General features: G+C 75.0%; 22 protein-coding genes and 2 pseudogenes. 14 read left to right on the forward strand and 10 right to left on the reverse strand.

The window, feature by feature from the left end; translation table 11 throughout:
• Positions 1-50: 50 nt before the first annotated feature.
• Positions 51-914 (forward strand): polysaccharide deacetylase family protein, encoded by an 864-nt coding sequence (locus ABZ881_RS28185; protein WP_358488704.1) that lies wholly within the window; start codon positions 51-53, stop codon positions 912-914.
• 201 nt (positions 915-1,115) lie between these two features.
• Positions 1,116-1,262: pseudogene (locus ABZ881_RS28190) on the forward strand (gamma-glutamyl-gamma-aminobutyrate hydrolase family protein); the annotation flags it as partial.
• A 228-nt stretch (positions 1,263-1,490) separates the two neighbouring features.
• Here the strand turns inward: ABZ881_RS28190 and ABZ881_RS28195 are convergent.
• Positions 1,491-2,303: a hypothetical protein gene (locus ABZ881_RS28195; RefSeq protein WP_358488739.1), complete on the reverse strand. Its 813-nt coding sequence runs from the start codon at positions 2,301-2,303 to the stop codon at positions 1,491-1,493.
• A gap of 102 nt (positions 2,304-2,405) precedes the next feature.
• Between ABZ881_RS28195 and ABZ881_RS28200 the strand changes: the two genes are divergently transcribed.
• Positions 2,406-3,125, forward strand: coding sequence for a DUF6676 family protein (locus ABZ881_RS28200; protein ID WP_358488736.1), 720 nt, complete (start codon positions 2,406-2,408; stop codon positions 3,123-3,125).
• 119 nt (positions 3,126-3,244) lie between these two features.
• Here the strand turns inward: ABZ881_RS28200 and ABZ881_RS28205 are convergent, their stop codons facing one another.
• Positions 3,245-4,747: a PucR family transcriptional regulator gene (locus ABZ881_RS28205; protein WP_358488705.1), complete on the reverse strand. Its 1,503-nt coding sequence runs from the start codon at positions 4,745-4,747 to the stop codon at positions 3,245-3,247.
• 136 nt (positions 4,748-4,883) lie between these two features.
• Here ABZ881_RS28205 and ABZ881_RS28210 point away from each other — a divergent pair, with 136 nt between their 5' ends.
• The 5 genes from ABZ881_RS28210 to ABZ881_RS28230 all read left to right on the forward strand — a co-directional run bounded on the left by ABZ881_RS28210 (position 4,884) and on the right by ABZ881_RS28230 (position 11,380).
• On the forward strand, positions 4,884-5,744 hold the full coding sequence (locus ABZ881_RS28210) for an FAD binding domain-containing protein (RefSeq protein ID WP_358488706.1): 861 nt from the start codon (positions 4,884-4,886) through the stop codon (positions 5,742-5,744).
• Complete coding sequence (locus ABZ881_RS28215) at positions 5,741-6,229, forward strand: (2Fe-2S)-binding protein (protein WP_344017412.1); 489 nt, start codon at positions 5,741-5,743, stop codon at positions 6,227-6,229. The genes ABZ881_RS28210 and ABZ881_RS28215 overlap by 4 nt, the downstream gene beginning before the upstream one ends.
• On the forward strand, positions 6,226-8,577 hold the full coding sequence (locus ABZ881_RS28220; RefSeq protein WP_358488707.1) for a xanthine dehydrogenase family protein molybdopterin-binding subunit: 2,352 nt from the start codon (positions 6,226-6,228) through the stop codon (positions 8,575-8,577). Before ABZ881_RS28215 ends, ABZ881_RS28220 begins: the two co-directional genes overlap by 4 nt.
• Positions 8,574-9,992, forward strand: a complete 1,419-nt coding sequence (locus ABZ881_RS28225) for an amidohydrolase (protein WP_358488708.1) — start codon at positions 8,574-8,576, stop codon at positions 9,990-9,992. The genes ABZ881_RS28220 and ABZ881_RS28225 overlap by 4 nt, the downstream gene beginning before the upstream one ends.
• A 302-nt stretch (positions 9,993-10,294) precedes the next feature.
• Positions 10,295-11,380, forward strand: a complete 1,086-nt coding sequence (locus tag ABZ881_RS28230; RefSeq protein WP_358488709.1) for a glycoside hydrolase family 16 protein — start codon at positions 10,295-10,297, stop codon at positions 11,378-11,380.
• An 86-nt stretch (positions 11,381-11,466) separates the two neighbouring features.
• Here ABZ881_RS28230 and ABZ881_RS28235 read toward each other — a convergent pair.
• Positions 11,467-11,565, reverse strand: a pseudogene (locus ABZ881_RS28235) (diguanylate cyclase); the annotation flags it as partial.
• A gap of 107 nt (positions 11,566-11,672) precedes the next feature.
• Between ABZ881_RS28235 and ABZ881_RS28240 the strand changes: the two are divergent.
• Positions 11,673-12,902 (forward strand): tyrosine-type recombinase/integrase, encoded by a 1,230-nt coding sequence (locus ABZ881_RS28240; RefSeq protein WP_358488710.1) that lies wholly within the window; start codon positions 11,673-11,675, stop codon positions 12,900-12,902.
• Positions 12,903-12,933: 31 nt separating this feature from the next.
• Here the strand turns inward: ABZ881_RS28240 and ABZ881_RS28245 are convergent, their stop codons facing one another.
• Positions 12,934-14,526, reverse strand: a complete 1,593-nt coding sequence (locus tag ABZ881_RS28245; RefSeq protein WP_358488711.1) for an alanine/glycine:cation symporter family protein — start codon at positions 14,524-14,526, stop codon at positions 12,934-12,936.
• A gap of 133 nt (positions 14,527-14,659) precedes the next feature.
• Here ABZ881_RS28245 and ABZ881_RS28250 point away from each other — a divergent pair, with 133 nt between their 5' ends.
• Positions 14,660-15,298, forward strand: coding sequence for a class I SAM-dependent methyltransferase (locus ABZ881_RS28250; protein WP_358488712.1), 639 nt, complete (start codon positions 14,660-14,662; stop codon positions 15,296-15,298).
• Between the two features lie 28 nt (positions 15,299-15,326).
• Here ABZ881_RS28250 and ABZ881_RS28255 read toward each other — a convergent pair whose 3' ends face one another.
• The 6 genes from ABZ881_RS28255 to ABZ881_RS28280 are packed head-to-tail and all read right to left on the reverse strand — an operon-like array spanning position 15,327 to position 20,945.
• Positions 15,327-16,415: a ferrochelatase gene (locus ABZ881_RS28255; RefSeq protein ID WP_358488713.1), complete on the reverse strand. Its 1,089-nt coding sequence runs from the start codon at positions 16,413-16,415 to the stop codon at positions 15,327-15,329.
• A gap of 7 nt (positions 16,416-16,422) precedes the next feature.
• Positions 16,423-17,199, reverse strand: a complete 777-nt coding sequence (fabI, locus tag ABZ881_RS28260; RefSeq protein WP_344017404.1) for an enoyl-ACP reductase FabI — start codon at positions 17,197-17,199, stop codon at positions 16,423-16,425.
• Positions 17,200-17,223: 24 nt separating this feature from the next.
• Positions 17,224-17,934: a 3-oxoacyl-ACP reductase FabG gene (gene fabG / locus ABZ881_RS28265; RefSeq protein WP_344017403.1), complete on the reverse strand. Its 711-nt coding sequence runs from the start codon at positions 17,932-17,934 to the stop codon at positions 17,224-17,226.
• A gap of 58 nt (positions 17,935-17,992) precedes the next feature.
• On the reverse strand, positions 17,993-18,982 hold the full coding sequence (locus ABZ881_RS28270) for a VWA domain-containing protein (protein WP_344017402.1): 990 nt from the start codon (positions 18,980-18,982) through the stop codon (positions 17,993-17,995).
• Positions 18,979-19,902 carry a DUF58 domain-containing protein gene (locus tag ABZ881_RS28275; protein ID WP_358488714.1) on the reverse strand — a complete coding sequence of 308 codons (924 nt, stop codon included), beginning with the start codon at positions 19,900-19,902 and terminating at the stop codon, positions 18,979-18,981. The genes ABZ881_RS28270 and ABZ881_RS28275 overlap by 4 nt, the downstream gene beginning before the upstream one ends.
• The gene (locus tag ABZ881_RS28280) at positions 19,899-20,945 is read right to left on the reverse strand and encodes a MoxR family ATPase (RefSeq protein ID WP_358488715.1); all 1,047 of its coding nucleotides are present in this window, start codon (positions 20,943-20,945) and stop codon (positions 19,899-19,901) included. Before ABZ881_RS28280 ends, ABZ881_RS28275 begins: the two co-directional genes overlap by 4 nt.
• A gap of 119 nt (positions 20,946-21,064) precedes the next feature.
• Here ABZ881_RS28280 and ABZ881_RS28285 point away from each other — a divergent pair, with 119 nt between their 5' ends.
• The 4 genes from ABZ881_RS28285 (at position 21,065) to ABZ881_RS28300 (ending at position 25,289) form a co-directional block, all read left to right on the forward strand.
• On the forward strand, positions 21,065-22,789 hold the full coding sequence (locus tag ABZ881_RS28285) for a dihydroxyacetone kinase family protein (protein WP_358488716.1): 1,725 nt from the start codon (positions 21,065-21,067) through the stop codon (positions 22,787-22,789).
• Positions 22,783-23,550 (forward strand): triose-phosphate isomerase family protein, encoded by a 768-nt coding sequence (locus ABZ881_RS28290; protein ID WP_358488718.1) that lies wholly within the window; start codon positions 22,783-22,785, stop codon positions 23,548-23,550. Before ABZ881_RS28285 ends, ABZ881_RS28290 begins: the two co-directional genes overlap by 7 nt.
• Complete coding sequence (locus ABZ881_RS28295; protein ID WP_358488719.1) at positions 23,547-24,257, forward strand: GntR family transcriptional regulator; 711 nt, start codon at positions 23,547-23,549, stop codon at positions 24,255-24,257. Before ABZ881_RS28290 ends, ABZ881_RS28295 begins: the two co-directional genes overlap by 4 nt.
• A gap of 96 nt (positions 24,258-24,353) precedes the next feature.
• The gene (locus tag ABZ881_RS28300; RefSeq protein WP_358488720.1) at positions 24,354-25,289 is read left to right on the forward strand and encodes a sugar phosphate isomerase/epimerase family protein; all 936 of its coding nucleotides are present in this window, start codon (positions 24,354-24,356) and stop codon (positions 25,287-25,289) included.
• Positions 25,290-25,291: the final 2 nt, after the last annotated feature.

Genomic DNA, 25,291 nt, shown 5'->3' on the forward strand with positions numbered 1-25,291 from the left:
CCCCCTCCGGGCTTGAACCTCACACCGGTGTCAGGCCCCACCATCCCGCCATGACCGACGCCACCGTCCCCTTCCGCTATTCCCCGATCGTCGACCGACCGCCGCTGAGCTGGCCCGGCGGCGCCCGGGTCGCCGTGCACGTCGGGCTCAACATCGAGTACTTCGTGCCGGGGCTGCCCTCCACCAGCATCTGGCCGGGCACCGCCGACCTGGTGCCGGACGCGCTCAACCACGGCTGGCGCGACTACGGCGCCCGGGTCGGGATCTGGCGCACGATCGACGTGCTCGACCGGCACGGTGTCCGGCCGAGTGCCCTGCTGAACTCGCTGGTCGTCGAGCACAACCCACAGATCGTCGCGGCCGGCCGGGACCGTGGCTGGGCCTGGCTGGCGCACGGGAGCACCAACTCGGCGTTGCACACCGGGCTGGACGCCGACACCGAACGGGCGGTGCTCCGGGAGATCGTCGACACGATCGAGGGCGGCACCGGGACCCGCCCGCGCGGATGGATGGGACCGGGTCTGACCGAGACCGCGCGGACCCCGGAGCTGCTCGCCGAGCTCGGGTTCGATCACGTGCTCGACTGGACCAACGACGACCAGCCCTACCCGCTGACCGTCCCCGGGATGCTCAGCGTGCCCTACACCCTGGAGCTCAACGACCTGCTGCTGTTCGCCCGCGGCAGCACCGGGCCGGAGTTCGTGCGGATGGTGCGCGACCAGTACGAGCAGCTGCGCGCCGACGCCGCGGACGGATCCGGGCGGGTGCTCGCGCTCGCGCTGCACCCGTTCGTCATCGGGCAGGCGTTCCGGACCCGCTACCTCGACGAGGTGCTCGGCTGGCTCACCGCCCAGCCGGACGCCTGGATGACCACCACCGACGCCATCGCCGACCACTACCGGGCGGTGGGATGATCGGCCCGAGTTGGAGGTGGGCCGGTGGCACGCTCGGCGGTGGTGATCGGGCACGACCACGTCGCCGGGCTCGGGCTGCTGGAGCCGGTGCTCACCGCGCACGGGTACCGGCCGGAGTGGCTGACGGTCGTCCCGGCCGACCGGTACACCACCCCGGACGTCGACGTCACCTTCCCCGACCCGCGGTCCCGGGATCTCGTGGTGACCCTCGGCGCACCGTCGCCCCGGGGCCGGATCCGCGGCTGGGCGGCGGCCGAGACCCGCTTCCTGCGGCGCGCGCACGACACCCGGGTGCCGGTGCTGGCGATCTGCTTCGGCGCCCAGCTGCTCGCCGAGGCACTCGGCGGCCACACCCTCCGCTGGGCCGGACCCGGATCGGCTGGCAGTCCGTCCGGCCGCTCCGCGACGCCGTCCCGGCGGGCCCGTGGTTCCGGTGGAACGCCGAGCAGCTCGTACCGCCGCCCGGCGCGACCATCCTGGCCGACGGCGACGACGGCTGCGCGGGTTTCCGGCTCGGTCGCAACGCCGGGCTGCAGTTCCATCCCGAGATGGATCCCGCGCCGCCGGGCGGACCGGTCAGGACCCGCTGATCTCGACCGGCACCGCCCCGGCCGGGCGCGGCTCGTCGCCGCGCCGCAGCGCCTCGGCGACCTCGTCGCGGACCCGGCCGCTCTCCGCCCAGCCGGTGACCTCCCAGGCGTGGATCAGCGGCGCCGCCCGGTTCTCCCGGGCCTCCACCACCCACGGCCGACCGGTCATCGCCCGCCAGGCGATCAGCACCCCGATCAGCAGGAACTGCAAGCCGAGCAGGATCCCGGGGATCACCACGAAGATCGCCAGGAACAGCGCGGCACCGATCGCGGCCGCGATCAGCACCCACCACAGGACCTTGACCAGCATCGCGCCGGCGCCGCCGGCCCCGGCCAGCAGCGCGCCCGCACCGCCGGCGGCCCCGCCGCCGCCACCACCGCGGTTGCCGCCACCGCTGCCGCCCCGGTTGCCGCCGCCGATCCCACCGCGGTTGCCGCCGCCGGAGGAGCCGCGGTCGCCGCCCCCGACGGATCCGCCGGAGCCACCCCAGCCACCGCCCCAGCCACCGCTGCTGCGGCCGGTCGGGATGATGATCGGCGTCGAGCGGCGGCGCGGCCGGTGCCAGTGGCTGTCGACGTCGCGGTACCGGGCGGGCGGCTCGCGGCGGACCGTGTGGTCGGGCACCGGCCGGTCCCGCACCACCCGCGGACGCTCCGCTCCGGGCTCCTCCGCGGCGGCGTCGCCGGTCGCGGGCCGGGCGGCCGGCTCGAAGAAGCGGTCGCCGCCGCCGAGTCCGAACCGGAACCCGCGGTAGCGCGGCGGACCGAGCAGGAACTTGCGCCCGACCACCCACTTCATGCCGTCAGGCGCGCTGACGTACCGTTCCCGCACCCGCTCCCCCTCCGCTCACGAGCCCGTCATGAGGACCACATGATGCCCGGTCGGACACCGTTGCACGGCGTGCAGTCCCTGCAGCCACAGGACGCCGACGCAATCCTCGACGATCTCGCCGACAACGGCGTGGCCGCCCCCGGCGACCAGAGCGAGCTCGCCGCCGTCGTGCAGTCCGCCGCCGCGGACCACGATCTCGCGCTGTCCGTGGTCGTGGTCCCGCAGGCGGACAGCCAGGCAGAGCTGGTCCAGCTGGCCCAGACCGTCCGGTCCGAGCGCGGCGGGACCGTCCTGGTGCTCAGCCCGGAGTACACCGCGGCCGCCAGCGACAGTTATGACGACGTCGACGCCTACATCGACGGCCTGCCCGGCAGCGACGTCGCCGCGGCCGAGCAGTTCGTCGGCGAGCTCACCGATCCCGGCCCGCCGTGGCTGGGCATCGGGATCGTCGCGGTGCTGCTGGTCGCCCTCGTCGCGGGCGGCGGGCGGTGGTGGGAGCTGCGGCGCAGGCGCCGCCGGGACGCCGCCGCGCTCGCCGCGGAGGGTGAGCGGCTGCGCGCGGAGGTCGCCGAGATGGCCGACGAGATGCTGTCCATCGAATCCCGCACCGCGCTGCTCGAGGACACCGGACTGGGCACCGAGTACAGCACCGTCGCCGTCGAGTACCGGGACGTGGTGCACCAGGTGGAACGCGATCCGCGCGACCGCCGGGTGGCGAACGCGCTCGCCACCCGGGTGCGCGCGCTGCACGACCGGGTCCAGGCGCTGGACCTCGCGACCCGCCCCTGACCGACGCGGCTCGACCGGCCGACCCAGCGCCACCCGACCCGGCGCCACCGACCGGATCTCACCGGCCCGGCGCCAACCGGGCCGGCCCGACCCGTCCGGCTCCGGATCGCGCCCGGCCCTCACCCGCCCCCGACGCCCAGCTCGTGCAGCGCGAGCGCCAGCACCAGCGCGCTGTGCCGCTCCGCGGCGTGCACGTCACCCACCAGCCCGGCGATCCGGTCGAGCCGGACGTGCAGCGTCTGCCGCCGGATCCCCAGCCCGTCCGCCGCCCGGACCTTCGACGACGAGTGCGCGAGATAGCAGCGCAACGTCCCCACCAGGTCCGAGCCGGTCTCCCGGTCGTGCGCCACCAGCGGCCCGATCTCCTCCTCGACCAGGCGCGCGGCCAGCGGCTCCGGGCCCAGACCGGTCAGCAGGGCGGGCGCGGTCAGCCGGGCGGCGGGCAGCACCCGCTCGGTCAGCCCGAGGGTGTCCGCGAGGTCGAGGGCCTGCCGGGCCCTGGCCAGCGACTGCCCGGCCAGGTCCAGCCGGGGCACCACCGGGCCCGCCACCACCCGCACCGATCCGGCCGACGCCGGATCGGCGACCTCCACCGCGGCGAGCACCGCCCGGGCCGCGGCGGTGGCCGCGGACGTCCGCGCGACGACGACCACGCCGTCGCCGTTCGCGGCGACCAGCGCCGTCCCCGCGGCGAGCGTCCCGCCCGCCGCGCGGGCGGCCGTCACCGGATCGGCGCCGCGCAGGGCCAGGCAGGTGTAGCGGGCCTGCACCGGGAACGACAGCCCGAGCATCCGGGCCCGGCCGACCAGCTCGCCCGGGCCGTCGAAGTCGCCGGCCAGCAGGTCCTCGACGAGCAGCCTGCGCCGGTCGTCGAGATCGCCGGACGCCGCCGAGCGCAGCAGGGCCAGCTCCAGTGCCTCGGCGCCGAAGGTGCACGCGGCGACCACGGCCGGATCGTCGGCGCGGGCCGGCGCGAGCACCGACAGGTGCCCCCAGTGCCGGTCCAGCAGCACGATGTCGCGGCGTGCGGCCGGCCGGCCGCGGCGCCGGTCGCCCGCCGGGAGCCCGGCCGAGGCGACCAGCGCACCCTCTCCCGTCGTCAGCACGACCGGCGCCCCGGTCAGCCCGGCGAGCACCGCCGCCAGCTCCTGCGGTCCCGCACCGCCGAGCAGCGCGTCGGTCAGCTGCTCGCGCACGTCCCGGTCCCGGCGCACCCCGGCCCGCTCCCGCTCCAGCAGCGCGCGCTGGACCTGCTCGGTGACCTCGACGAACGGGACGATCTCGCGGAGCACCAGCAGCGGCAGCCCGTGCCTGCGGGCCGCGTCGACCATCGCCGCGGTCGGCTCCGGGTAGGTCCAGCCCACCTCCAGCGCCAGTGCCGCGGCCCCGCGCTCGGCCAGCTCGGTGACGTAGGCGGTCTCGCCGACCGGCCCGCGCCCGGCCACGCCGAGCCCGGTCGTCAGCAGCAGCTCACCGCCCTTGAGCAGCAGCGCGGCCTCGGCGAGCTCGCTGGTGTGCACCCAGCGGACCGGCCGGTCCAGCCAGTCGGCGCCGACGACCACCTCCGGCGCGGCCCGCGCGACGGCGTCGAGCTCGAGCACCTCCCGCAGGGTCAACGTCATCCGCCGAGCGCACCACCGGCCGGACGTCCTGTCCAGTCACCATCGCCGCAACATGACGTTACGACCGTGGTGCATGCCGGGCTCCCGGTCCCAGGATGGGCACCGAACGTCGAGCAGGACCCGATCGGAGCCCGCGATGAAACCACCACACTTCGAGTACCGGCGGCCCAGCACCGTCCCCGAGGCACTCGCCGACCTGGCCGCCCCCGGGGCCCGGGTGCTGGCCGGCGGGCAGAGCCTGCTGCCGCTGCTCAACCAGCGGCTGGTCGACGTCGGGCGGCTGGTGGACGTCAACCGGATCACCGGGCTGGACCGGCTGACCGTCGACGACGACCGGCTGCACGTCGGCGCGACGGTCCGGCAGGCCACCGCACTGCGCTCCCCCGTCGTCGCGGCCGCCGCCCCGCTGCTGGTCGCGGCGCTCGCCCGCACCGGGCACCCGCAGGTGCGCAGCCGCGGCACCGTCCTCGGGTCGCTGTGCCATCACGACCCGGCCGCCGAGCTGCCCGCCGTGGCGCTCGCCCTGGACGCCGGGATCGTGGTCGCCGACGGGCCGACCGTCCCGGCCGCGGAGTTCTTCGGCGCGGCCTTCGAGACCGCCGTCCCGGCCGGCGGACTGGCGGTCGCCGTGACCTTCCCGGTCGCCCCGCCCGGCACCCGGGCCGGGTTCGCCGAGATCGGCCGCAAGGCCAAGGACCTGCCGCTGGTCGCGGTGGGGGCGCAGATCACCGTCGCGGACGGCCGGATCGTCGCGGCCCGGGTGGCCGCGACCGGCCTCGCCGCGCACCCGCAGCGGATGACCGCCACCGAGCAGGCGCTGCTCGGCAACCCGGCCGACGGGCCGGCGATCGCGGCCGCCGCCCGCGCCGCCACCGGGGAGATCGATCCCGACCTCACGCTCCGGGCGAGCGCCGGATACCGCAGGCGGGTGCTGCCCGCCGTGGTGCGGCGCGCCCTGGACGACGCGCTGCCCACCGCCGGGGCGGTGGCGGCATGAGCGAGCTCCTGCCGGTCGTGCTCACCGTCAACGGGGTCCCGCACACCGCCGCCGTCCCGCCGCGGCTGCTGCTCGCCGACCTCCTGCGCGAGCACCTCGGCCTCACCGGCACCCATCTCGGCTGCGGCCACGGCACCTGCGGGTCCTGCACCGTGGTGCTCGACGGCGAGCCGGTCCGCTCCTGCCTGATGCTCGCCGTCCAGGCCGACGGCAGCTCGGTCACCACCGTCGAGGGCGTCGCGGGCGACGGTCCGATCACGCCGGTCCAGCAGGCCATCAACGACAACCACGGCATGCAGTGCGGCTTCTGCACCCCCGGCGTCGTGTGCTCGCTGACCGCCCTGCTCGACGCCGATCCGGCACCGTCCGACGAGGCGATCACCGACACCCTCGACGGCCACCTCTGCCGGTGCACCGGCTACCAGAACATCGTGAAGGCGGCCCGCCAGGCGGCCGGCCGCCCCGTCCCGGAGGTCGCCCCGTGACCGTCACCCCCACCGGTGCACGCCCGGCCTACGTCGGCGGGTCCGTCAAGCGGCGCGAGGACCCGCGGCTGCTCCGCGGCCGCGGCCGCTACGTCGCCGACATCCGCCCCGCCGGAACCGTGCACATGGCGATCGTCCGCTCCCCGCACGCGCACGCCCGGATCGTCGGCGTCGACGCCTCGCGCGCGTTGGCGACTCCGGGCGTGCTCGCGGTGCTGACCTGGGACGACATCGCCGACCAGGCCGGTCCGATCCCGTGCATCGATCTGTACCCGGACTCGCTGCCGACCCTGCAGACCGCGCTCGCCGACGGCGTCGTGCGCTACGTCGGCCAGCCGGTCGCCGCGCTCGTCGCCACCGACGAGTACCTCGCCGAGGACGCGCTGGACGGCGTCGAGGTGACCTACCAGCGGCTGCCCGCCGTCGTCGATCTCGACGAGGCCGTCGCCGGGCACACCCTGCTCTATCCCGAGCACGGCACCAACGTGGTCACCACGATCGCCCAGGACGTCGGCGGCGACGCCGCCGTCGACGCCGCCTTCGCCGCGGCCGACCACGTCTACACCGAGACGTTCACCGTGCACCGCTACGTCCCCGCGCCGATGGAGACCCGCGGCGTCGTCGCCGAGATCGACCCGGTCACCGAGCGGCTCACGCTCATCACCTCCACCCAGTTCCCGCACCTGGTCCGCGGTTTCCTGTCCGGGGTGCTCGGGCTGCCGGAGAGCCGGATCCGGGTGATCGCCCCGGACGTCGGCGGCGGCTTCGGCGCCAAGTGCGAGTTCTACTGCGAGGAGATCCTGGCGCCGCTGTTCGCGATGCGGCTGCGCCGGCCGGTCAAGTGGATCGAGGACCGGCGCGAGCACATGGTCGCCAGCTCGCACGCCCGCGAGCAGAAGCACAGCGTGCGGGTCGCGGTGTCCGCGGACGGCACCGTCACCGCCGTCGACGCCCGGTCGTGGACCAGCAACGGCGCCGCCTGCTGCACGCTCGCCACCACCCCGGCGTCGATCAGCTCGGCGATGCTGCGCGGGCCCTACCGGATCCCGGTCTACCGGGCCCGGGCGCACTGCGTGACGACCAACAAGACCCCGCTGGCCGTCTACCGCGGCGCCGGTCACCCGCAGGCGGTGCTGGTGATGGAACGGATGATGGACATCATCGCCGCCGACCTGGGCCGGGACCGGGTCGAACTGCGGCTGCAGAACATGATCACCCCGGCCGAGCTGCCGAACGACCGCGGCACCGCGATCGTGCTGGCCGGGCAGGTCGTCTACGACACCGGTGACTACGGCGCGGTGCTGCGCCGGGCCGCCGGGATGATCGGGCTGACCCCGGACTGGGCGGCCGAGCAGCAGCGCGAACGCGCACGCGGCCGGTACCTCGGGATCGGCGTGGCCTCGCTGGTCGAGGAGACCGCGATCGGCCCCTACGAGTCCGCCGTCGTCCGGGTCGACGGCGCCGGGAAGGTCACCGTGCTGACCGGTTCCAGCCCGCACGGGCAGGGGCACGTCACGACGTTCAGCCAGCTGGTCGCCGACGAGCTCGACATCGACCTGGAGGACGTCACGGTGCTGCACGGCGACACCGACGTCGTCGCCGAGGGGGTCGGCACGTTCGCCTCCCGGTCCGCCGCGATCGGCGGGGCCGCCGCCCGGTCGGCCGCCGCCACCGTCAAGGAGAAGGCGCTCACCCTGGCGTCGCACCTGCTGGAGATCGACCCGGCGGACCTGGAGTGGCGCGACGGCGCCGCCGTCGTCCGCGGGGCGTCCCGGTCGATGTCGCTGGCCGAGCTGGCCGGTGCCGCGACCGCCTGGAACGCGCCGCTGCCCGGCGGTCTGGACTGGAACCTGGAGGCCACCCACCGCCACCAGGCGCCCGGGATCGCGTTCTCGCACGCCACGCACGCGGCGAAGGTCGCGGTGGACGTCACGACCGGCGAGATCGACGTGCTCGACTACGTCGTCGTGCACGACTGCGGCACCGTGATCAACCCGAGCATCGTCGAGGGCCAGGTGCACGGCGGCGTCGTGCAGGGCCTGGGCGGGACGCTGTTCGAGGAGGTGCCTTACGCCGCGGACGGCACCCCGCTGGCCCGCAACCTGGCCGACTACCTGCTGCCGACGGTCAGCGACGTGCCGGTGATCCGGACCGACTCCGCCGAGTCGCCGACCCCGCTCAACCCCTACGGCATGAAGGGGGCCGGTGAGGGCGGCGCCACCGGGGCACCCGGTGCGCTGGTCAACGCGCTGGCCGACGCGCTGGCGCCGTTCGGCGTGCACCTCACCTCGGACGGGCCGTGGACGCCGGACCGGGTGCTCGCGCTGATCCCGGAGGAGCAGGCGTGAGCGTCACCGTGCTCACCGGGGGGACGGTCGTCCCGGTGGACCCGCAGCGCCGGGTGCTCACCGAGGGCGCGGTCGCGTTCGCCGGGCCGGGCCCCGGGCCGGCGGACGGCACGATCCTGGCGGTCGGCCCGCCGGCCGAGGTGCTGGCCGCGTACCCGGACGCCGACGTCGTCGACTGCCGCGGGTCGCTCGTCCTGCCCGGGTTCGTCAACACCCACACCCACCTGTTCCAGACGCTGCTCAAGGGCCTGGGCGACGACCGGGTGCTCTCCGACTGGTTCACCGCGATGACCGGGCCGTCCGCGGTCGCGCTGACCGAGGACGACGTGTACGTCGGTGCGCTGCACGGCTGCACCGAGGCACTGACCACCGGGACGACCACGCTGCTCGACTTCATGTACGTCCATCCCCGGCCGGGGCTGGCGGACGCGGTGGCGCACGCGATGTACGACACCGGGATCCGCGGGATCGTCGGGCGCGGCTACACCACCACCGGCACCGACGTCGGGGTGCCGCCGGAGCTGATCGAGCCGCTCGACACGGCGCTGGCCGACGCGGAGCGGCTGATCGGTACCTGGAACCGTCCCGGCAGCCGGGTGCGGGCCGGGCTGGCACCGTGCATGAGCTGGACCGTCGACGCCGCGACGCTGCGGGAGACCCGTGCGCTCGCCGACCGCACCGATGCGCTGGTCACGATGCATCTCGCCGAGTCGCCGTTCGACGTCGAGGAGTCGCAGCGGCGCTTCGGCATGCGGGACGTCCCGTTCGCCGCCGAGACCGGCCTGCTCGGTCCCGACCTGGTCGCCGCGCACTGCGTGCAGTGCGACGACACCGACCTGGACCTGCTCGCCGCCTCCGGCACCGCGGTGTCGCACAACCCGTGCTCGAACCTCTACCTCGGCTCCGGTTTCGCCCCGGTCCCGGCGATGCACCGGCGCGGCATCACGGTCGGCCTCGCCTCGGACGGGCCGGCGTCGAGCTCGAACCACTCGATGCTGCAGGCCGTCAAGTTCGCGGCGCTGCTGCACAAGGGCGTGCACCGGGACCCGGAGATCATGACCGCGGAGAAGGCGCTGGAGATGGCGACCGTCGACGGGGCCGCCGCGCTCGGGATGGCCGACCGGATCGGCTCGCTGGAACCCGGGAAACGTGCCGACGTGATCGTGCTGGACCTGTCGAACCTCTGCGTGACACCGGTGCACGCCGCGGTGTCCGCGCTGGTCTACAGCCAGCGCGGCGACGAGGTGGACCGGGTGTACGTCGACGGGGAGCCGGTCGTCGCCGGTGGCCGGCCGGTGCGGGTGGACGCCCGCACGGTGCGGGAGCGGTCGGCGGCGGCCGCCGCCGGGCTGGCGGAACGGGCCGGCACGGCCCGGCTCGGCTCCCGGCCGTGGCGCTCGGTCGTCACCCGGTGACAGGCCCGGTGACAGCACAGCCGGGAGTTCTGCGGATCGACGAAAATCACGGCTCGACGCCGTCGCGTCCCAGGTGACCTGACACCCGATCGGTGTAGGTTCCCCCGGCGGTCGCGCTCGCCCGATGGGCAGCCCCGACGGGTGCGGACACACCCGCCGAGGTTCCTGCGACTGCCGACCTCAGGAGTCGACATGCACCAGGGTACTGCTGTGCTGCCCGGACGCTCCGGCGTCCGGCACGGAACGGACCCGATCGGGTCGCCGGGTCGACGCCGGGCGGTCACGGCGCCACCGGTGGCGTCGTGACCTGGCGTCGCGCGCTGGCCGGGGGTGCCGCCGCCCTCATGATCGGGGCCGGGACGGTCGGGTTCGGCACCACGGAGGCTGCGGCACAGGAGGATCCGCCGCCGATCAGCTCGCAGGAGCAGGCCGTCGCCGCGGTCACCGCGGGCCGGGCACAGGTCGCCGCCGGGCAGGACCAGCTCACCGCGGGTCAGGCGCAGCTCACCGCCGGTCAGGCGCAGCTCACCGCCGGTCAGGCGCAGATCACCGCCGGTCAGGCGCAGATCACCGCCGGTCTCGACTGGCTGGCGGCCCATCCACCGGCCCCCGGCGTCCCACCGGGCCCCGGCCCGGACCCGGAGCCCGAACCGGAGCCGGGGCCCGGACCGGATCCCGGCGCGAGCACCGCCGCCGCTCGGCACGGCTGGGGCACCCCGATCCCGCTGGGCAGCGACGAGTTCGACTACACCGGCCCGCCCTCCCCGGAGAAGTGGGTCGCCGCGGCCGAGTGCTGGCCCGGCCACGACGGCAACGGCCGCCGCTGCGCGGGCCGGTCCACCGTCCGGGACGGCAGGCTGATCCAGACCGGCCTCGCGAACGGCGACACCGGATGGCTCGGGTCCCGGCTCGACCAGCGGTACGGCCGCTGGGAGATGCGGGTGCGCTCCAGTGACACCGGCACCGCCGCGCACCGCTACCACCCGGTGCTGATCATCTGGCCGTCGTCGAACCGGTGGCCCCAGGACGGCGAGTACGACTTCCTGGAGAACGGCTCCCCCGGCGCCCCGTGCGCCGAGGCGTTCATCCACTACCCGCACGAGCCGGGCCCGGTGCAGCAGGAGTTCGCCCGCGAGTCCGACTGCGGCGCGCCGCTGTCGGAGTGGCACAACGTCGCCGTCGAATGGACCCCGCAGCACGTGCGCGGCTTCATCGACGGCGTGGAGTGGTTCCGCTTCTCCGGCGGGGCCGGGCCGGGCCGGTCGGACATCCAGGGCATGCCGTCCGGTGCGCTGAAGATCCAGCTCGACGGCTTCCACGGCACCGGCCCGTACCGGCCGGCGCAGCTCGAGGTGGACTGGGTCCGCAGCTACGCGCTGGACGGGTGAGCGCTCAGGACGCGTCCGGGGCTCGAAGCGACCGGACGCGCACCGCGATCCGCTCGGCCACCGACCGGGCCCCGCCGGCGGCGACCCCCCGGGAGCAGCACCACGAACTCCTCGCCGCCGAACCGGGCGGCGAGGCCGTCGGACGGCGGGAGCGCGTCGCGCAGCGCGACCGCGACCGCGCGCAGGGCCTCGTCGGTGAACACGCGAACCGGACCTCGGCCCCGGGCGCGGACGGTGGGCCCGCCGTGTCGGTACGCCGTGCCGGTCCGGGTCTCCGGCACGATCGGCGGCGATGAGCGATCCCGCCGCACTCGTGCTCGCCGCACTCCGCGGGCGCACCGACCCGCCACCGCCGGGCCCGGAAGCCGGCACCCACCGGCCCGGCACCGACCGGGCCGCCGACCGGCCGGGCGCCGACTGGCCCGGTGTCGACGATCCGGCCGCGCTGCGCGCGCTCGTCGCCCGCTGGCTGGCCGGGTACGGCACCGCGCAGACCCGGCGTACCTACGCCTACGCGCTCGGCCTGCCGCCCGGCTGGGCCGACGCCGTCACCGGTGCCGGGCCGCGGACACCGGCCCGGCCCGACAGCACCGCTCCCCCGCCGGCCCGTCGCGGACGGCTGCACCACCTGGCGTTCTTCCGCTGGTGTGCGGGCCACGCGCTGGACCCGCGGCAGGTGACCGCCGCGCACGTGACCACCTGGCTGCACACGCTCGACGCGGCGGGTGCCGGCAAGCGCACCCGGGCCAGGATGCTGTCGACGGTGTCGGCGTTCTACGCGTTCCTGGCCGAGCACGGCGTCGTCGACGGGAACCCGGCGGCCCTGCACCGCGGGCGGCTCGGCCTGACCGGCACTTCCCGCGACCCGTCCCCGACGATCCGGCTGACCGCCGCCCAGGTCCGGGCACTGTGGACGTCCGCGGCGGCGCTGCCCAACCGGACCCGGCACCGCGAGCTCTACGCCCGCCGGGCGGTCGCGTTCGTCGCGCTGCTCAGCCTGGGCCTGCGGATCTCCGAGATCACCGGCCTGGACCGGGACGACCTGGTGGTCTCCGGCGGCGAGCGGGTGCTGCGGGTGCGCGGCAAGGGCGGCACCGTGCGTGAGGTGTTCCCCGGCGACGCCTGCGTGGACGCACTCACCGGGTACCTGCTGCTGCGCGACCGCGAGTACGGCGCCGCGCTGCCGGTGCGCGGCGGCGGGGCGGGGCGCTCGGCGATGCTGGCGACCCGCGACGGCGGCCGCTGCTCCCGGCACGATCTCTACCTGCTGCTGCGCCGGATCGCCCGCAACGGCGGCCCGGAGCTCGCCGACGTCGCGGACCGGGTGCACCCGCACGCCCTGCGGCACGCCTACGTGACCCTCGCACTGGAGGCCGGCGCACCGATCCAGCACGTGCAGGCCGACGTCGGGCACGCGAGCATCGCCACCACCCGGCACTACGACCGGTCGCTGCGCTCCCGCGCGGGCAGCGCGGCCGACCTGGTCACCGGCCTCGTCACCGATCCGGGGACGGACCGGTGACGAGCCGGGGACGAGGCGGGGACCGGAGCGGTCAGGCCCGCTCGGAGGGCTCCAGCTCGCGCACCTCACCGCTGCGCAGCTTCGCCCGGAACGCCCGGACCTCGCGCTTCACCACCGGTGCCAGCAGGTACAGCCCGGCGATGTTGAACAGGGCCAGCAGGAACAGCACCGCGTCGACGAAGTCGACGACCGCGCCCAGGGTCAGCACCGAGCCGATCACCGCGAACGCGCAGTAGATCGTGAAGTAGATCCGCTCGCTCAGCAGGCTGCGCCCGAACAGGTGCGACCACGCCTTCTGCCCGTAGTAGCCCCAGGTGATCATCGTGGAGACCGCGAACAGCATCACGGCCAGCGCCAGCACCCAGGGGAACCAGGGCAGCACCGAGGCGAACGCGTCGGAGGTGACGGTGACCCCGTCGGCCACCTCGGACCCGCCGGAGAGGTACGCCTCCTCCCGGGCGGTCGCGTAGAACTGGGTGCTCGCCATGGTGATCGCGAGCGCCGTCATGGTGCAGATGATCACGGTGTCGATGAACGGCTCCAGCAGCGCGACGTAGCCCTCGGTGACCGGGTCCTTCGTCTTCACCGCGGAGTGCGCGATCGGCGCCGACCCGAGACCGGCCTCGTTGGAGAACGCGGCCCGCTGGAAGCCGACGATCAGCGCGCCGAGCGCACCGCCCGCGACGCCCTCCGGGGTGAACGCGCCGGACACGATCATGCCGACCGCGTTCGGGATCTCGGCGACGTTCACCGCGATCACCACCAGGCAGGCCAGGCAGTACATGATCGCCATCGCGGGCACCAGCCGGGAGGTGACCCGGCCGATGGACTTGATCCCGCCGATCACGACGGCGCCGACCACCGCGGCCAGGATCAGGCCGAAGACCAGGGCGGCACCGGCGCTGCCGAGCATGCCGTCGTCGCCGCCGGTCACGTCGCGCAGCTGGGCGTAGGTCTGGTTGGCCTGGAACATGTTCCCGCCGGCCACACCGAAGAGCAGGATGGTCACGGCGGCACCGCCGGCCAGCGCCGAGCCGACGATCCTCCCGAACCGGTTCGGGATCCGCTCGGCGACACCGCGCCGCAGGTAGTGCATGGGTCCGCCGGACACGGTGCCGTCGGCGTGCGTCTCCCGGTACTTGACACCCAGGGTGCACTCGACGAACTTCGTGACCATCCCGAGCAGCCCGGCGATGATCATCCAGAATGTGGCGCCGGGGCCGCCGAGGGTCACCGCGAGGCCGACGCCCGCGATGTTGCCCAGGCCCACCGTGCCGGACATCGCCGATGTCAGCGCCTGGAAGTGGCTGACCTCCCCCGGCTCGTCCTTGCGGGTGTACTTCCCGAGCACGATCGTGATCGCCAGCGACCAGGACCGGAACTGGATGAACCCGAAGTACAGGGTGAAGATCACCCCGGCGAGCACCAGCCAGGCGACGATCAGCGGGAACGCGGCCCCGAACAGCGAGACCTCGAAGAACACGATGCTGGACAGGGTCGAGGCGACCGGATCGAAGACCGAGTTGATGGCGTCCTCGACCGCGCCGAGCAGCCCGGGTTGCGAGGGCGCGGCGAGAGCGTCGGGGACCGGCGGGCTCGTGGCCCCGTCGTGGGGAGGCGACATGGTCGCACAGCCCACCGAACATCCGGACAAATCTCAACTTCGGGGCGAAACGGGTTGTCGGAGTCACACCGCGCCGCCGCCTTGACCTCGACCGCACTTCAGTTACCAGCCTGGATCGCGGAAGGGAGCACACATGGACGTCACACCATCCGTCACCACCTTCGACCGGGCCTACCGGGACGGCGATCCGCCCTGGGTGATCGGCGGGCCGCAACCGGCCGTCGTCGCGCTCGCCGATGCCGGGCTGATCACCGGCCGCACCCTCGACCTGGGCTGTGGGGCGGGCGAGCACACGATCCTGCTGGCCCGCCGCGGGCTCGACGTACTCGGCGCGGATGCGTCCGCGAGCGCCGTGGAACGCGCCACCGCGCGGGCCGCCGCGGCCGGGGTGGACGCCCGGTTCACCGTCGCCGACGCGCTCGACCCGGCAGGGCTGGGCACCTTCGACACGGTCCTGGACAGCGCCCTGTTCCACGTCTTCGATCCCGGCGACCAGCTCCGCTACGCCCGGGGACTGGCCGGCCTGGTGCGCCCCGGCGGCGTCGTGCACCTGCTCGCGCTGGCCCGGGCCGGGGACGGCCCCGAGTTCGGCCCGGTGATCGACGAGTCGGAGATCCGGACCGCGTTCGGCGGGCCGGACTGGACCGTCGAGGCCGTGCAGCGGACGACCTACCGGGGCGTCGTCACCGGCGCGCTCGCGCCGTCCATCGGCAGGCCCGCCGGCACCCGGGTGGACGAGCCGGCGCACCTGGCCCGGATCCGCCGCAGCTGATCCCGATCGGCGCCCGGCCCGCCCCGGCTCAGGCCGGCCGGGCCGGGCGACGCTGGGGCACGCAGCAGTCCACCGCGCACGGGGCGCCGTTCGCGGTGCACCCGGCGGCCGGGACGCTGCCGAGCCGGCGCGGGGCGGCCGCGTGCGCGTGCTCGGCGACCAGCTCGATCACCATGTCGGCGAACCGCGGGTCCGGCCCGGCGGTCGCCGCCCTGGCGAACCCCATGCCGTGCCCGGCGGCCCGCTCGGCGGCCTCGTTGTCCAGGTCCCAGATGACCTCGACGTGATCGGACACGAACCCCACCGGCGCGACGACGACCGCCGGCACGCCCTTGGCGTGCAGGTCGTCGATGTGGTCGACCACGTCCGGCTCCAGCCACGGCACCTGCGGCGGGCCGGAGCGGGACTGCCAGACGACGTCGAAGTCCTCGATGCCGAGCTCCGCGGCAACCAGCGCGGACGCCTCGGCGACCTGTCGGGAGTACCGGTGCCCGCCCTCCGCCGGGGTCCCGGCGGCGGCGTCGGCGGCGTTCGGGACCGAGTGCGCGGTGAACACCAGCCGCGCCCCGGCGCGCTGCCCGGCGGGCAGCCGGTCCAGCGCCGCCCGGACGGCGTCGGCGTTGGCGCGTACGAACTCCGGATGGTCGTGGAAGTGCCGCAGCTTCACCAGCTCCGGCGCCGACGGCCCGACCGCGTCCCGGGCGCGGGCGATGTCCTCATGGTACTGCCGGCACGCCGAGTAGCCGCCGTAGGCGCTGGTGGCGAACACCAGCGCCCGCCGGACGCCGTCCCGGGCCATGTCCCGCACGGTGTCCTCGGCGAACGGGTGCCAGTTGCGGTTGCCGAAGTAGACCGGCAACGGGGTGCGGGCCGCGATCGCCGCGACCAGCTCCCGGTTGCGGGCGTTGATCGGGGAGACCCCGCCGAAGTGCTGGTAGTGCTCCTCCACCGCGTCCAGGCGTTCCGGGGGCACCCCGCGGCCCCGGGTCACGTTCTCCAGGAACGGCCGGACCTCGTCGGGGGCCTCCGGGCCGCCGAAGGAGAGCACCAGGACGGCGTCGGGATCGGGGCAGCCCCGTTCGTGGCGGGGCTGTTCGTGGCGGGGCTGTTCGGGCACCCCCCGATTAGACACCCACCGCGTGCACGCCGCCGTCCGCCATGACCATCGAGCCGGTGGTCGTGGGCAGCCAGTCGGACAGCACCGCGCACACGGTCTTCGCCACCGGCACCGGGTCGTTCATGTCCCAGCCCAGCGGCGCCCGCTTGTCCCACACGTCCTCGAACGCGCCGAAGCCCGGGATGGACTTGGCGGCCATCGTCTTCACCGGGCCGGCCGCGACCAGGTTGACCCGGATGCCGTCAGGCCCCAGGTCGCGGGCCAGGTAGCGGGTGACCGACTCGAGGGCCGACTTCGCGACGCCCATCCAGTCGTAGGCCGGCCACGCCTGCCGGTTGTCGAAGTCCATCCCGACGATCGAGCTGCCCGGCCCGAGCAGCGGCTTGCAGGCCACCGCCAGCGACTTCAGCGAGTAGGCGCTGACCTGGATGGTGGTGGCCACGTCCGCCCACTCGGCCTTCAGGAAGGCGCCCTCACCGAGCGCCCCGGGCGGGGCGAAGCCGATCGAGTGCAGCACGCCGTCCAGGCGCGGCTCGTCGCCCAGGTGCGGGCTGATCCGCTCGACCAGGGTGGCGAGCTGCTCGGAGTCCGACACGTCCAGCTCGACGACCGGGGCCGGCTTCGGCAGCCGCTGGGCGATCCGCTCGACCAGCCGCATCCGGCCGAAGCCGGTGAGCACCACCTCGGCACCCTGTTCCTGGGCGATCTTGGCGGAGTGGAAGGCCAGCGAGGCGTCGGTGATCACCCCGGTGATCAGCAGCCGCTTGCCGTCGAGCAGTCCCATGACGTCCTTTCGGGGGGTGTGCTTCTAGTGGCCCATGCCGAGGCCGCCGTCGACCGGGACGACCGCCCCGGTGACGTACCCGGCGCCGGGCGAGGCGAGGAAGGTGACGACGGAGGCGACCTCGTCCGGGTCTGCGTAGCGGGCCAGCGGGATGGTGCCGAGGATCTCGGCGCGGCGCTTCTCGCCGAGCGCCCGGGTCATGTCGGTGTCGACGAAGCCGGGGGCGACCACGTTCGCGGTGATCCCGCGGCTGCCGAGCTCGCGGGCGACCGAGCGGGCCAGCCCGACCAGCCCGGACTTCGACGCGGCGTAGTTGACCTGCCCCGCGGAGCCGGACAGCCCGACCACCGACGACACGAAGACCATCCGGCCGCCCTTCGCCCTCAGCATCCCGCGCGAGGCGCGCTTGGCGACCCGGTAGGCCGCGGTCAGGTTGGCGTCGACGACCGTGGTGAACGACTCCTCGCTCATCCGCATGAGCAGGCCGTCGTCGGTGATCCCGGCGTTGGAGACCAGCACCTCGACCGGGCCGTGCGCGGCCTCGGCCTCGGTGAAGGCGGCGTCCACCGAGTCGGCGTCGGTCACGTCGCAGTGCACCGGCAGCAGATCGTCGGGCAGACCGTCCTTCCCGGAGCGGTAGGTCACCGCCACCTGGTCGCCCTGGGCCGCGAACGCCGTCGCGATCGCCAGGCCGATGCCGCGGTTTCCTCCGGTCACGAGCACGCTGCGTCCCACGGGGGGTGAACCTAACGCACTACCGACCGGTACCGCGGACCCCGCGTGGGGACGAAGCTCACGGCAGCCGCCTGCCGAGCAGGATCCCGGCGGCCAGCCCGCCGATCAGCAGCGCGAAACCGCCGATCAGCCACGGCCGGCTGGCATCGACCTCGCGCTCCTCGTAGCCGAGCTCCTCGGACAGGTCGGAGTACACCGCGCGCAGCTCGGACTCGGTGGCGGCGGTGAAGAACCGCCCGCCGGAGAGCTGCGCGATGCGCTCCATCGAGGCGTCGTCGACGGCGACCGGGGTCCGGCCGCCGTCCAGCTCGATCGTGCCGTAGCTGGTGCCGAACGAGATCGTGGAGACCGGGATGCCGCGCTCGGCGGCCTCCGACGCGGCGGTGAAGGAGCCGCGCGGCTCGTTCTCGCCGTCCGGCCCGGGCACCGTCTGGGTGCCGTCGGAGAGCAGCACGATCCGGGCCGGCGGCGGCACGCCCTCGGCGTCCGGGCCGCCCTGCAGCGACCGGGAGAACGTGTCGATCGCCTGCATCGCGGTGAAGATCGCCTCACCGGTCGCGGTCGACTCGGCGAGCTGCAGGTTGTCGACGCCGTTCTTCACCGCGGGCCGCTCGGTGGTCGGCGAGACCAGCACCGCGGCGGTCCCGGCGAACGAGACCAGCCCCAGGTTGACGCCGGGGGTCAGCTGGTCGGCGAACTGCTTGGCCGCCGACTGCGCGGCGGCCAGCCGGGTCGGGGCCACGTCGGTCGCCTTCATCGACAGCGAGACGTCGATCACCAGCATCACCGTGGCCCGGTTGCGCGGGACCTTCGCCATCGCCTGCGGCCCGGCCAGCGCGACGGTCAGCACGGCCAGCGCGGTGATCATCGCGATCGCCGGGACGTGCCGCCAGCGCCCGGGGCGACGCGGCGCGACGGTCTCCAGCAGCTCCAGGTTGGTGAACCGGACGACGTCGCGGCGGCGCCGGCGCAGCAGCCACACGTACCCGGCGGCCAGCGCAGCGACGATCAGCAGCCCGAGCAGCCACCAGGGTGTCGCGAACCTCATGCCGGCGCCCTCCCGGCGCCCGCCCAGGCGTGCCTGCGGGCCACGGCGAAGCGGACGATGTCGGCCACCCAGTCCCGGTCGGTGCGCAGCGTGAGGTGCGCGGCGCCGCAGCGGCGCAGCACGTCGGCGACCCGGTCCCGGTGCGCGGAGGCGGCGGCGGCGAACTCCCGGCGCAACAGCGGTGTGGTGGCGACCTCGCGCTGCCGGCCGGTCTCCGGATCGGCCAGCACGACGGTGCCGACGTCGGGCAGCTCCAGCTCGCGCGGATCGACGACCTCGATCGCGAGCAGGTCGTGCCGGCCGGACAGGGCGCGCAGCGACCGCTCCCACACCGGCTCGCCGAGGAAGTCCGAGAGCACCGCGACCAGGCCGCGGCGGCGCGGCGGGCGGCGCAGCTGGTCCAGCACGGCGCCGAGATCGCCGCGCACGCCGTCCGGGGCGGTCGGCGTGGTCGCGACCCGCCGGACCAGCCCGCGGGCGTGCACCAGGCCGCCGCGCGCGGGCAGCCGCACGATCTCCGCGCCGTTGCCGACGACGGCCCCGAGCCGGTTCCCGCCGCCGGCGGTCAGCTGGGCGACGGCGGTCAGCGCGGCCAGCACCAGGTGCCGCTTGTCGGTGTCGGCGGTCCCGAAGTCGAGGCTGCGGGACAGGTCGACGGCCGCCCAGGTCTCCAGCTCGCGATCGGCGACGGTGTCCCGCACGTGCGGCGCGGTGGTGCGGGCGGTCACCGACCAGTCCATCCGGCGGACGTCGTCGCCGGGCTGGTAGGGCCGCGCCTCCCCCGGCTCCCCGCCGGGCCCCGGCAGCAGGCCGGTGTGGTTGCCCTGCAGCAGCCCGTCCAGCCGGCGGCGGACGGTCAGCTCCAGGGTGCGCAGCGACGCCTCCAGCCGGGCCTGCCCGCCGTCCGGGCCTGCCGTCACGCCGGACCCTGCCCCGCCCCGCCGGGGCGCGCGCTGACCTGCGGCAACGGCACGGTCTGCAGCACCCGGGAGACGATGTGGTCGACCGGGACCTGATCGGCGACGGCGTCGTAGGACAACACCAGCCGGTGCCGCAGCACGTCCGGCGCGACCTCCAGCACGTCCTGCGGGAGCACGTAGTCGCGGCCGCGGACCAGGGCCAGCGCCCGGGCACCGGAGACGATGCCGAGCGAGGCGCGCGGCGAGGCGCCGTAGGCGATCCAGGACGCGACATCCGACAGGCCGTGCTCGTCCGGCAGCCGGGTCGCGACGACCAGGCGCACCACGTAGTCGACCAGCGCGTGGTGCACGAACACGTCGGCGGCGGTGCGCTGCAGGCGGACCAGCTCGGCCGGGGTGAGCACCTGGGTTCCGGTCGGCGGCTCGGAGCCCATCCGGTAGATGATCTCCCGCTCCTCCTCGACGCCCGGGTAGGAGATCATCAGCTTGAACAGGAAGCGGTCGCGCTGCGCCTCGGGCAGCGGGTAGACACCCTCGTTCTCGATCGGGTTCTGGGTGGCCAGCACCAGGAACGGATCGGGCATCGGGTGGTCCCGCCCGGCCAGCGAGAGCTTCCGCTCGGCCATCACCTCGAGCATCGCGGACTGCACCTTCGCGGGCGCCCGGTTGATCTCGTCGGCGAGCACGAAGTTGGCGACGACCGGGCCGAGCTCGACGTCGAACTCCTCGCGCCCCTGCCGGTAGATCCGGGTGCCGAGGATGTCGGCGGGCACCAGGTCCGGGGTGAACTGCAGGCGGGAGAAGCTGCCGCCGACGACGCGGGCGAAGGTCTCCACGGCGAGCGTCTTGGCCACTCCGGGGACGCCCTCGAGCAGCAGGTGCCCCCTGGCGAGCAGGCCGACCAGCATCCGCTCGACGAGCCGGTCCTGGCCGACGATCACCCGCTTGACCTCGAGCACCGCGCGCTCGAGCCGCTCGGCGTCGCGCGCGGGTGTGCTCGGGGGGCCGGACGCGGGGAGGTCGTTCGACGGACTCGTGCTCACCCTGGCATTCGATCGCGGTGCCCGTGTGACGCCGGTGAAGGAGCCACCCGACCGGACTTCCCACATCCTATAGGATTATCGGAGCCACAGTCTCCGATCCGTTCGACGATGGGACCGCGATGACGCGCCTGTTCAACGACCCCGATGACTTCGGCGCCGAGATGACGGCGGGCTTCGCCGCCGCGTCGGCCCGGTGGGTGCGCGCCCACCCGGGCGGCGTCGTGCGCTCCACCGCCGATCCCGGACCGACCGTCTCGCTGGTGGTCGGCGGCGGCTCCGGGCACTATCCGGCGTTCGCCGGGCTGGTCGGGCCGGGACTGGCGCACGGCGCCGCGATGGGCAGCATCTTCGCCTCGCCGTCCACCCAGCAGGTGCACTCGATCGCCGCCGAGGCCGACCAGGGCCGCGGGGTGCTGCTGTCCTACGGCAACTACGCGGGCGACGTGCTCAACTTCGACGCCGCCCAGGAGCGGCTGCGCGCCGAGGGCGTGGACTGCCGGACCGTGGTCGTCACCGACGACGTGTGGAGCGCCGGGTCCGACCGGCGCGCCGACCGCCGCGGCATCGCGGGCGACCTCACCGTCTTCAAGGTCGCCGGCGCGGCCTGCGCCGCCGGCCACGATCTCGACGACGTCGAGCGGGTCGCCCGGCTGGCCAACGACCGGACCCGCTCGCTGGGCGTCGCCTTCGGCGGCTGCACGCTGCCCGGCGCCGGCGAGCCGCTGTTCCGGGTGCCGGAGAACCGGATGGCGGTCGGGCTCGGCATCCACGGCGAGCCCGGCATCGACGAGACCGACGTCCCGACCGCCGCCGCGCTCGCCGAGCTGCTGGTCTCCACGCTGCTCGCGGAGATCCCGGACGGCGCGGGCAGCCGGGTCGTGCCGATCCTCAACGGGCTCGGCTCGGTGAAGTACGAGGAGCTGTTCGTCGTCTACGGCACCGTGCACCGGCTGCTCGCCGAGGCCGGCCTGGACGTCGTCGATCCGGAGGTCGGCGAGTTCTGCACCAGCTTCGACATGGCGGGCGCCTCGCTCACTCTGCTGTGGCCCGACGACGAGCTGGAGCGGCTCTGGACCGCCCCCTGCGACACCCCGGCGTTCCGCCGCGGCCGGGTCGACGGGCAGCGGACCCGGTCCGCCGCCGCGCCGGCCGCCCCCTCGGCGGCCACCACGATCGTCGAGGGCAGCCCGGGATCGCGCGCCTGCGGCGGGCGGATCGCGGCCGCACTCGCCGACGTCGCCACGGAGCTCGGCGCGCACGCCGACGAGCTCGGCAGGCTGGACCGGATCGCCGGGGACGGTGACCACGGCATCGGCATGCAGCGCGGCGGCCGGGCCGCCCGGGACGCCGCGGCCGACGCGGCGGATCGCGGGGCGGGCGCCGGGACCGTGCTGCGCCGGGCCGCCGACGCCTGGGGCGACCGGGCCGGCGGCACCTCCGGCGCGATCTGGGCGGCCGCGCTGGACGCGCTCGGCGGCGCGCTGGGCGACGGGGCCGCACCGGACGCGCGGATCGTCGCCGACGCGGCCCGGGCCGCCGAGCAGGCCGTCGAGAAGTCCGGCGGGGCCGCGGTCGGGGACAAGACGATGGTCGACGCGATCGTCCCGTTCACCGCCACCCTGGACGAGCGGGTGGCCGCCGGGGACGGACTGGCCGCCGCTTGGGCGGCCGCCGCGGACGCCGCGACCGCGGCCGCCGAGGGGACCCGCGAGCTGCGCGCCCGGCTGGGCCGGGCACGATCGCACGGGGACCGCAGCATCGGCACCCCCGATCCGGGGGCGGTCTCGTTCGCACTGGTCGTGCGGACCGTCGGGCACCGGTTGCGGGAGGAACCCACGTGCTGATCGGCATCAGCTTCAAGACCTGGTTCTCGCACGCGCGCACCCTGGACTGGCTGCGCGCGGTCGCGGCGACCGCCCGCGGGCACGACGCCGTCGTCTCCGGTGCGCTCCGGCTGTTCGCGATGCCGCAGTACCCGACCATCCCGGCCGCCGTCGGGATCGCCGCCCCGGCCGGGATCGCGATCGGCGCCCAGGACATCGCCGAGCACGACGACGGCCCGTGGACCGGCGAGGTCACCGGACCGGTGCTGGCCGAGGTCGGCGCGACGATGGCCGAGGTCGGGCACGCCGAGCGGCGCCTGCACTTCGGCGAGACCGGCGCCGTGGTCGCTGCGAAGACGCTCGCCGCGCTGCGCAACGGGCTGACCCCGGTGCTGTGCGTCGGCGAGGCCGGGCGGGGCTCCCCGGAGCGGGCCGCGGACGCCGTGCGGGCCCAGGTCGACGACGCACTCGCCCCGGCCCGCACGGCCGGGATCACCGGGCCGCTGGTGGTGGCCTACGAGCCGGCGTGGGCGATCGGCGCCCCGGAACCGGCACCGCCGGCGCACGTTCGGGCGGTGGGATCGGCACTGCGCGAGCACCTGGCCGGCCAGCCGGACGCCCGGGTGATCTACGGCGGCAGCGCGGGCCCCGGCCTGCTCCCGCAGATCGCCGACGGCGTCGACGGGATGTTCCTCGGCCGGTTCGCGCACGACCCGGCGGCGGTCGGCACCATCCTGGACGAGGTGCTGGCCCTCGGCCCGGCCGCGGCGCGGGCCCGATGAGCGCCAACCCGGGTCTGCGCGGCGGGATCGAGCGCCGCGGCCTGCGCGACCACGTCTACGAGCGGATCCTGGAGCTGCTGCTCAGCGGCGGGCTGGAGCCCGGCGCCCGGCTCGGGATCGACACGATCGCCCGCGATCTGGACGTCTCCCCCACCCCGGTGCGGGAGGCGATGGTCCAGCTGGAACGCACCGGCCTGGTCACCCGGGAGGCGCTGAAGGGCTACCGGGTCGCGCCACCGCTGGGCGCGGACCAGCTCGCCGAGCTCTTCGACGCCCGGCTGATGCTGGAGACGACGGCGACCCGGATGGCCGCCCCGGCCGGTCCCGAGCTGCTCGCCGAGCTGCGCCGCGCGCAGCAGCAGCACGCCCGGATCGGCGAGCGGGTGGCCGAGGCGCTCGACGCCGGCCGGGTCGACCTGCCGCTGACCGCCGAGTACTTCGCCGCCGACACCGGCTTCCACGCCGTGCTGCTGCACCACTGCGGGAACCGCTACCTGCTCGACATGTCCGAGACGCTCGGCGCCCAGCTGCACCGGATGCGGCAGACCGCGCTGCGCGGCGTGCCCGACGTCGAGGAGGCCGTCGCCGAGCACGCCGCGGTGGTCGAGGCGTTCGCCTCCGGGGAGATCGACGCGCCGGTCGCGGCGATGACCCGGCACCTGCAGAACGTCCGCGAGCGGTCGCTGCGGCTCGAACGCGGGGACTGAGCGCCGGCCGCCCGGGTCCGTCGCACGATTGACGGTGGCTACCAATCCTATAGGATCTCTGAAAGAGACTCGCACCATCGCGACCGAGGAGCCGCCGTGACCGCTCGCCCCGATCTCACCGCCGACACCTGGCCGATCGCCGTGTGCATGCACGGCTTCGCCCCGGTCGGCCGGGACGGGATCGCCCTGCACGACGCCCCGGCCGATCGCTGGGACGCGCTGTTCGCCGAGGTGGCCTCGCTCGGCTTCACCGAGCTCGAGCTGGCCGACTCGCACATCCGCCCGGCCGACCTGGAACCGGGCCGCCGGGCCGAGCTGCTCTCGATCGCCGCGGAGCACGGCGTGTCGATCATCTCGGTGCACGTGCAGCGGCAGAGCGTGCTGCAGCCGGGCCGGGAGGACCGCAATCTCGACTACGCGCACCGCACCATCGACGCCGCCGCCGAGATGGGTATGAGCGTGTTCTCCACCGGCCTGCACCATCCGTTCTCCGAGGCCCAGAAGCGGGCGCTGTGGTTCTGGACCGCGCCCGGCTGGAAGGACCCGGACGACGCCGACACCCGCGCGTTCGCCGTCGACCGGCTGCGCGAGCTCGGCAAGCACGCCCAGGACGCCGGGCTGCCGATGGCACTGGAGATGTACGAGGACACCTACCTGGGCACCGCCGACTCCGCCGTGCAGCTGATCCAGGAGATCGGCCTGGACAACGTCGGCCTCAATCCCGACATCGGCAACCTCGTGCGGCTGCACCGGCCGATCGAGGACTGGCGGGAGATGCACGCCAGGACGCTGCCCTACGCCAACTACTGGCACGTCAAGAACTACACCCGCGACGAGGCGGGCGACGGCTCCTGGTTCAGCTCCACGCCGACCTCGATGGAGCTCGGGCTCATCAACTACCGGCAGGTCGTGCGGGACGCTGTCGAGCTCGGCTTCCGCGGCCCGTTCCTGATGGAGCAGTACGGCGGCGACTCGCTCGGCGTCTGCGCCACCAACCGCGACTACCTGCGCACCCTGCTCCCCCGTCCCTGAGG

Source organism: Pseudonocardia sp. NPDC046786 (assembly GCF_040645415.1).
In the GTDB taxonomy this organism is placed as follows: domain Bacteria; phylum Actinomycetota; class Actinomycetes; order Mycobacteriales; family Pseudonocardiaceae; genus Pseudonocardia; species Pseudonocardia kongjuensis.

What these genes read in the sequence shown, in the direction of transcription:
- ABZ881_RS28250 (WP_358488712.1), top strand. Translation starts at nt 14,660, where the DNA reads ATGGACGTCACACCATCCGTCACCACCTTCGACCGGGCCTACCGGGAC.
- fabI (WP_344017404.1), bottom strand. Translation starts at nt 17,199, where the DNA reads ATGGGACTGCTCGACGGCAAGCGGCTGCTGATCACCGGGGTGATCACC.
- ABZ881_RS28195 (WP_358488739.1), bottom strand. Translation starts at nt 2,303, where the DNA reads ATGAAGTGGGTGGTCGGGCGCAAGTTCCTGCTCGGTCCGCCGCGCTAC.
- ABZ881_RS28285 (WP_358488716.1), top strand. Translation starts at nt 21,065, where the DNA reads ATGACGCGCCTGTTCAACGACCCCGATGACTTCGGCGCCGAGATGACG.
- ABZ881_RS28205 (WP_358488705.1), bottom strand. Translation starts at nt 4,747, where the DNA reads ATGACGTTGACCCTGCGGGAGGTGCTCGAGCTCGACGCCGTCGCGCGG.
- ABZ881_RS28270 (WP_344017402.1), bottom strand. Translation starts at nt 18,982, where the DNA reads ATGAGGTTCGCGACACCCTGGTGGCTGCTCGGGCTGCTGATCGTCGCT.
- ABZ881_RS28210 (WP_358488706.1), top strand. Translation starts at nt 4,884, where the DNA reads ATGAAACCACCACACTTCGAGTACCGGCGGCCCAGCACCGTCCCCGAG.
- ABZ881_RS28215 (WP_344017412.1), top strand. Translation starts at nt 5,741, where the DNA reads ATGAGCGAGCTCCTGCCGGTCGTGCTCACCGTCAACGGGGTCCCGCAC.
- ABZ881_RS28245 (WP_358488711.1), bottom strand. Translation starts at nt 14,526, where the DNA reads ATGTCGCCTCCCCACGACGGGGCCACGAGCCCGCCGGTCCCCGACGCT.
- ABZ881_RS28185 (WP_358488704.1), top strand. Translation starts at nt 51, where the DNA reads ATGACCGACGCCACCGTCCCCTTCCGCTATTCCCCGATCGTCGACCGA.
- ABZ881_RS28240 (WP_358488710.1), top strand. Translation starts at nt 11,673, where the DNA reads ATGAGCGATCCCGCCGCACTCGTGCTCGCCGCACTCCGCGGGCGCACC.
- ABZ881_RS28295 (WP_358488719.1), top strand. Translation starts at nt 23,547, where the DNA reads ATGAGCGCCAACCCGGGTCTGCGCGGCGGGATCGAGCGCCGCGGCCTG.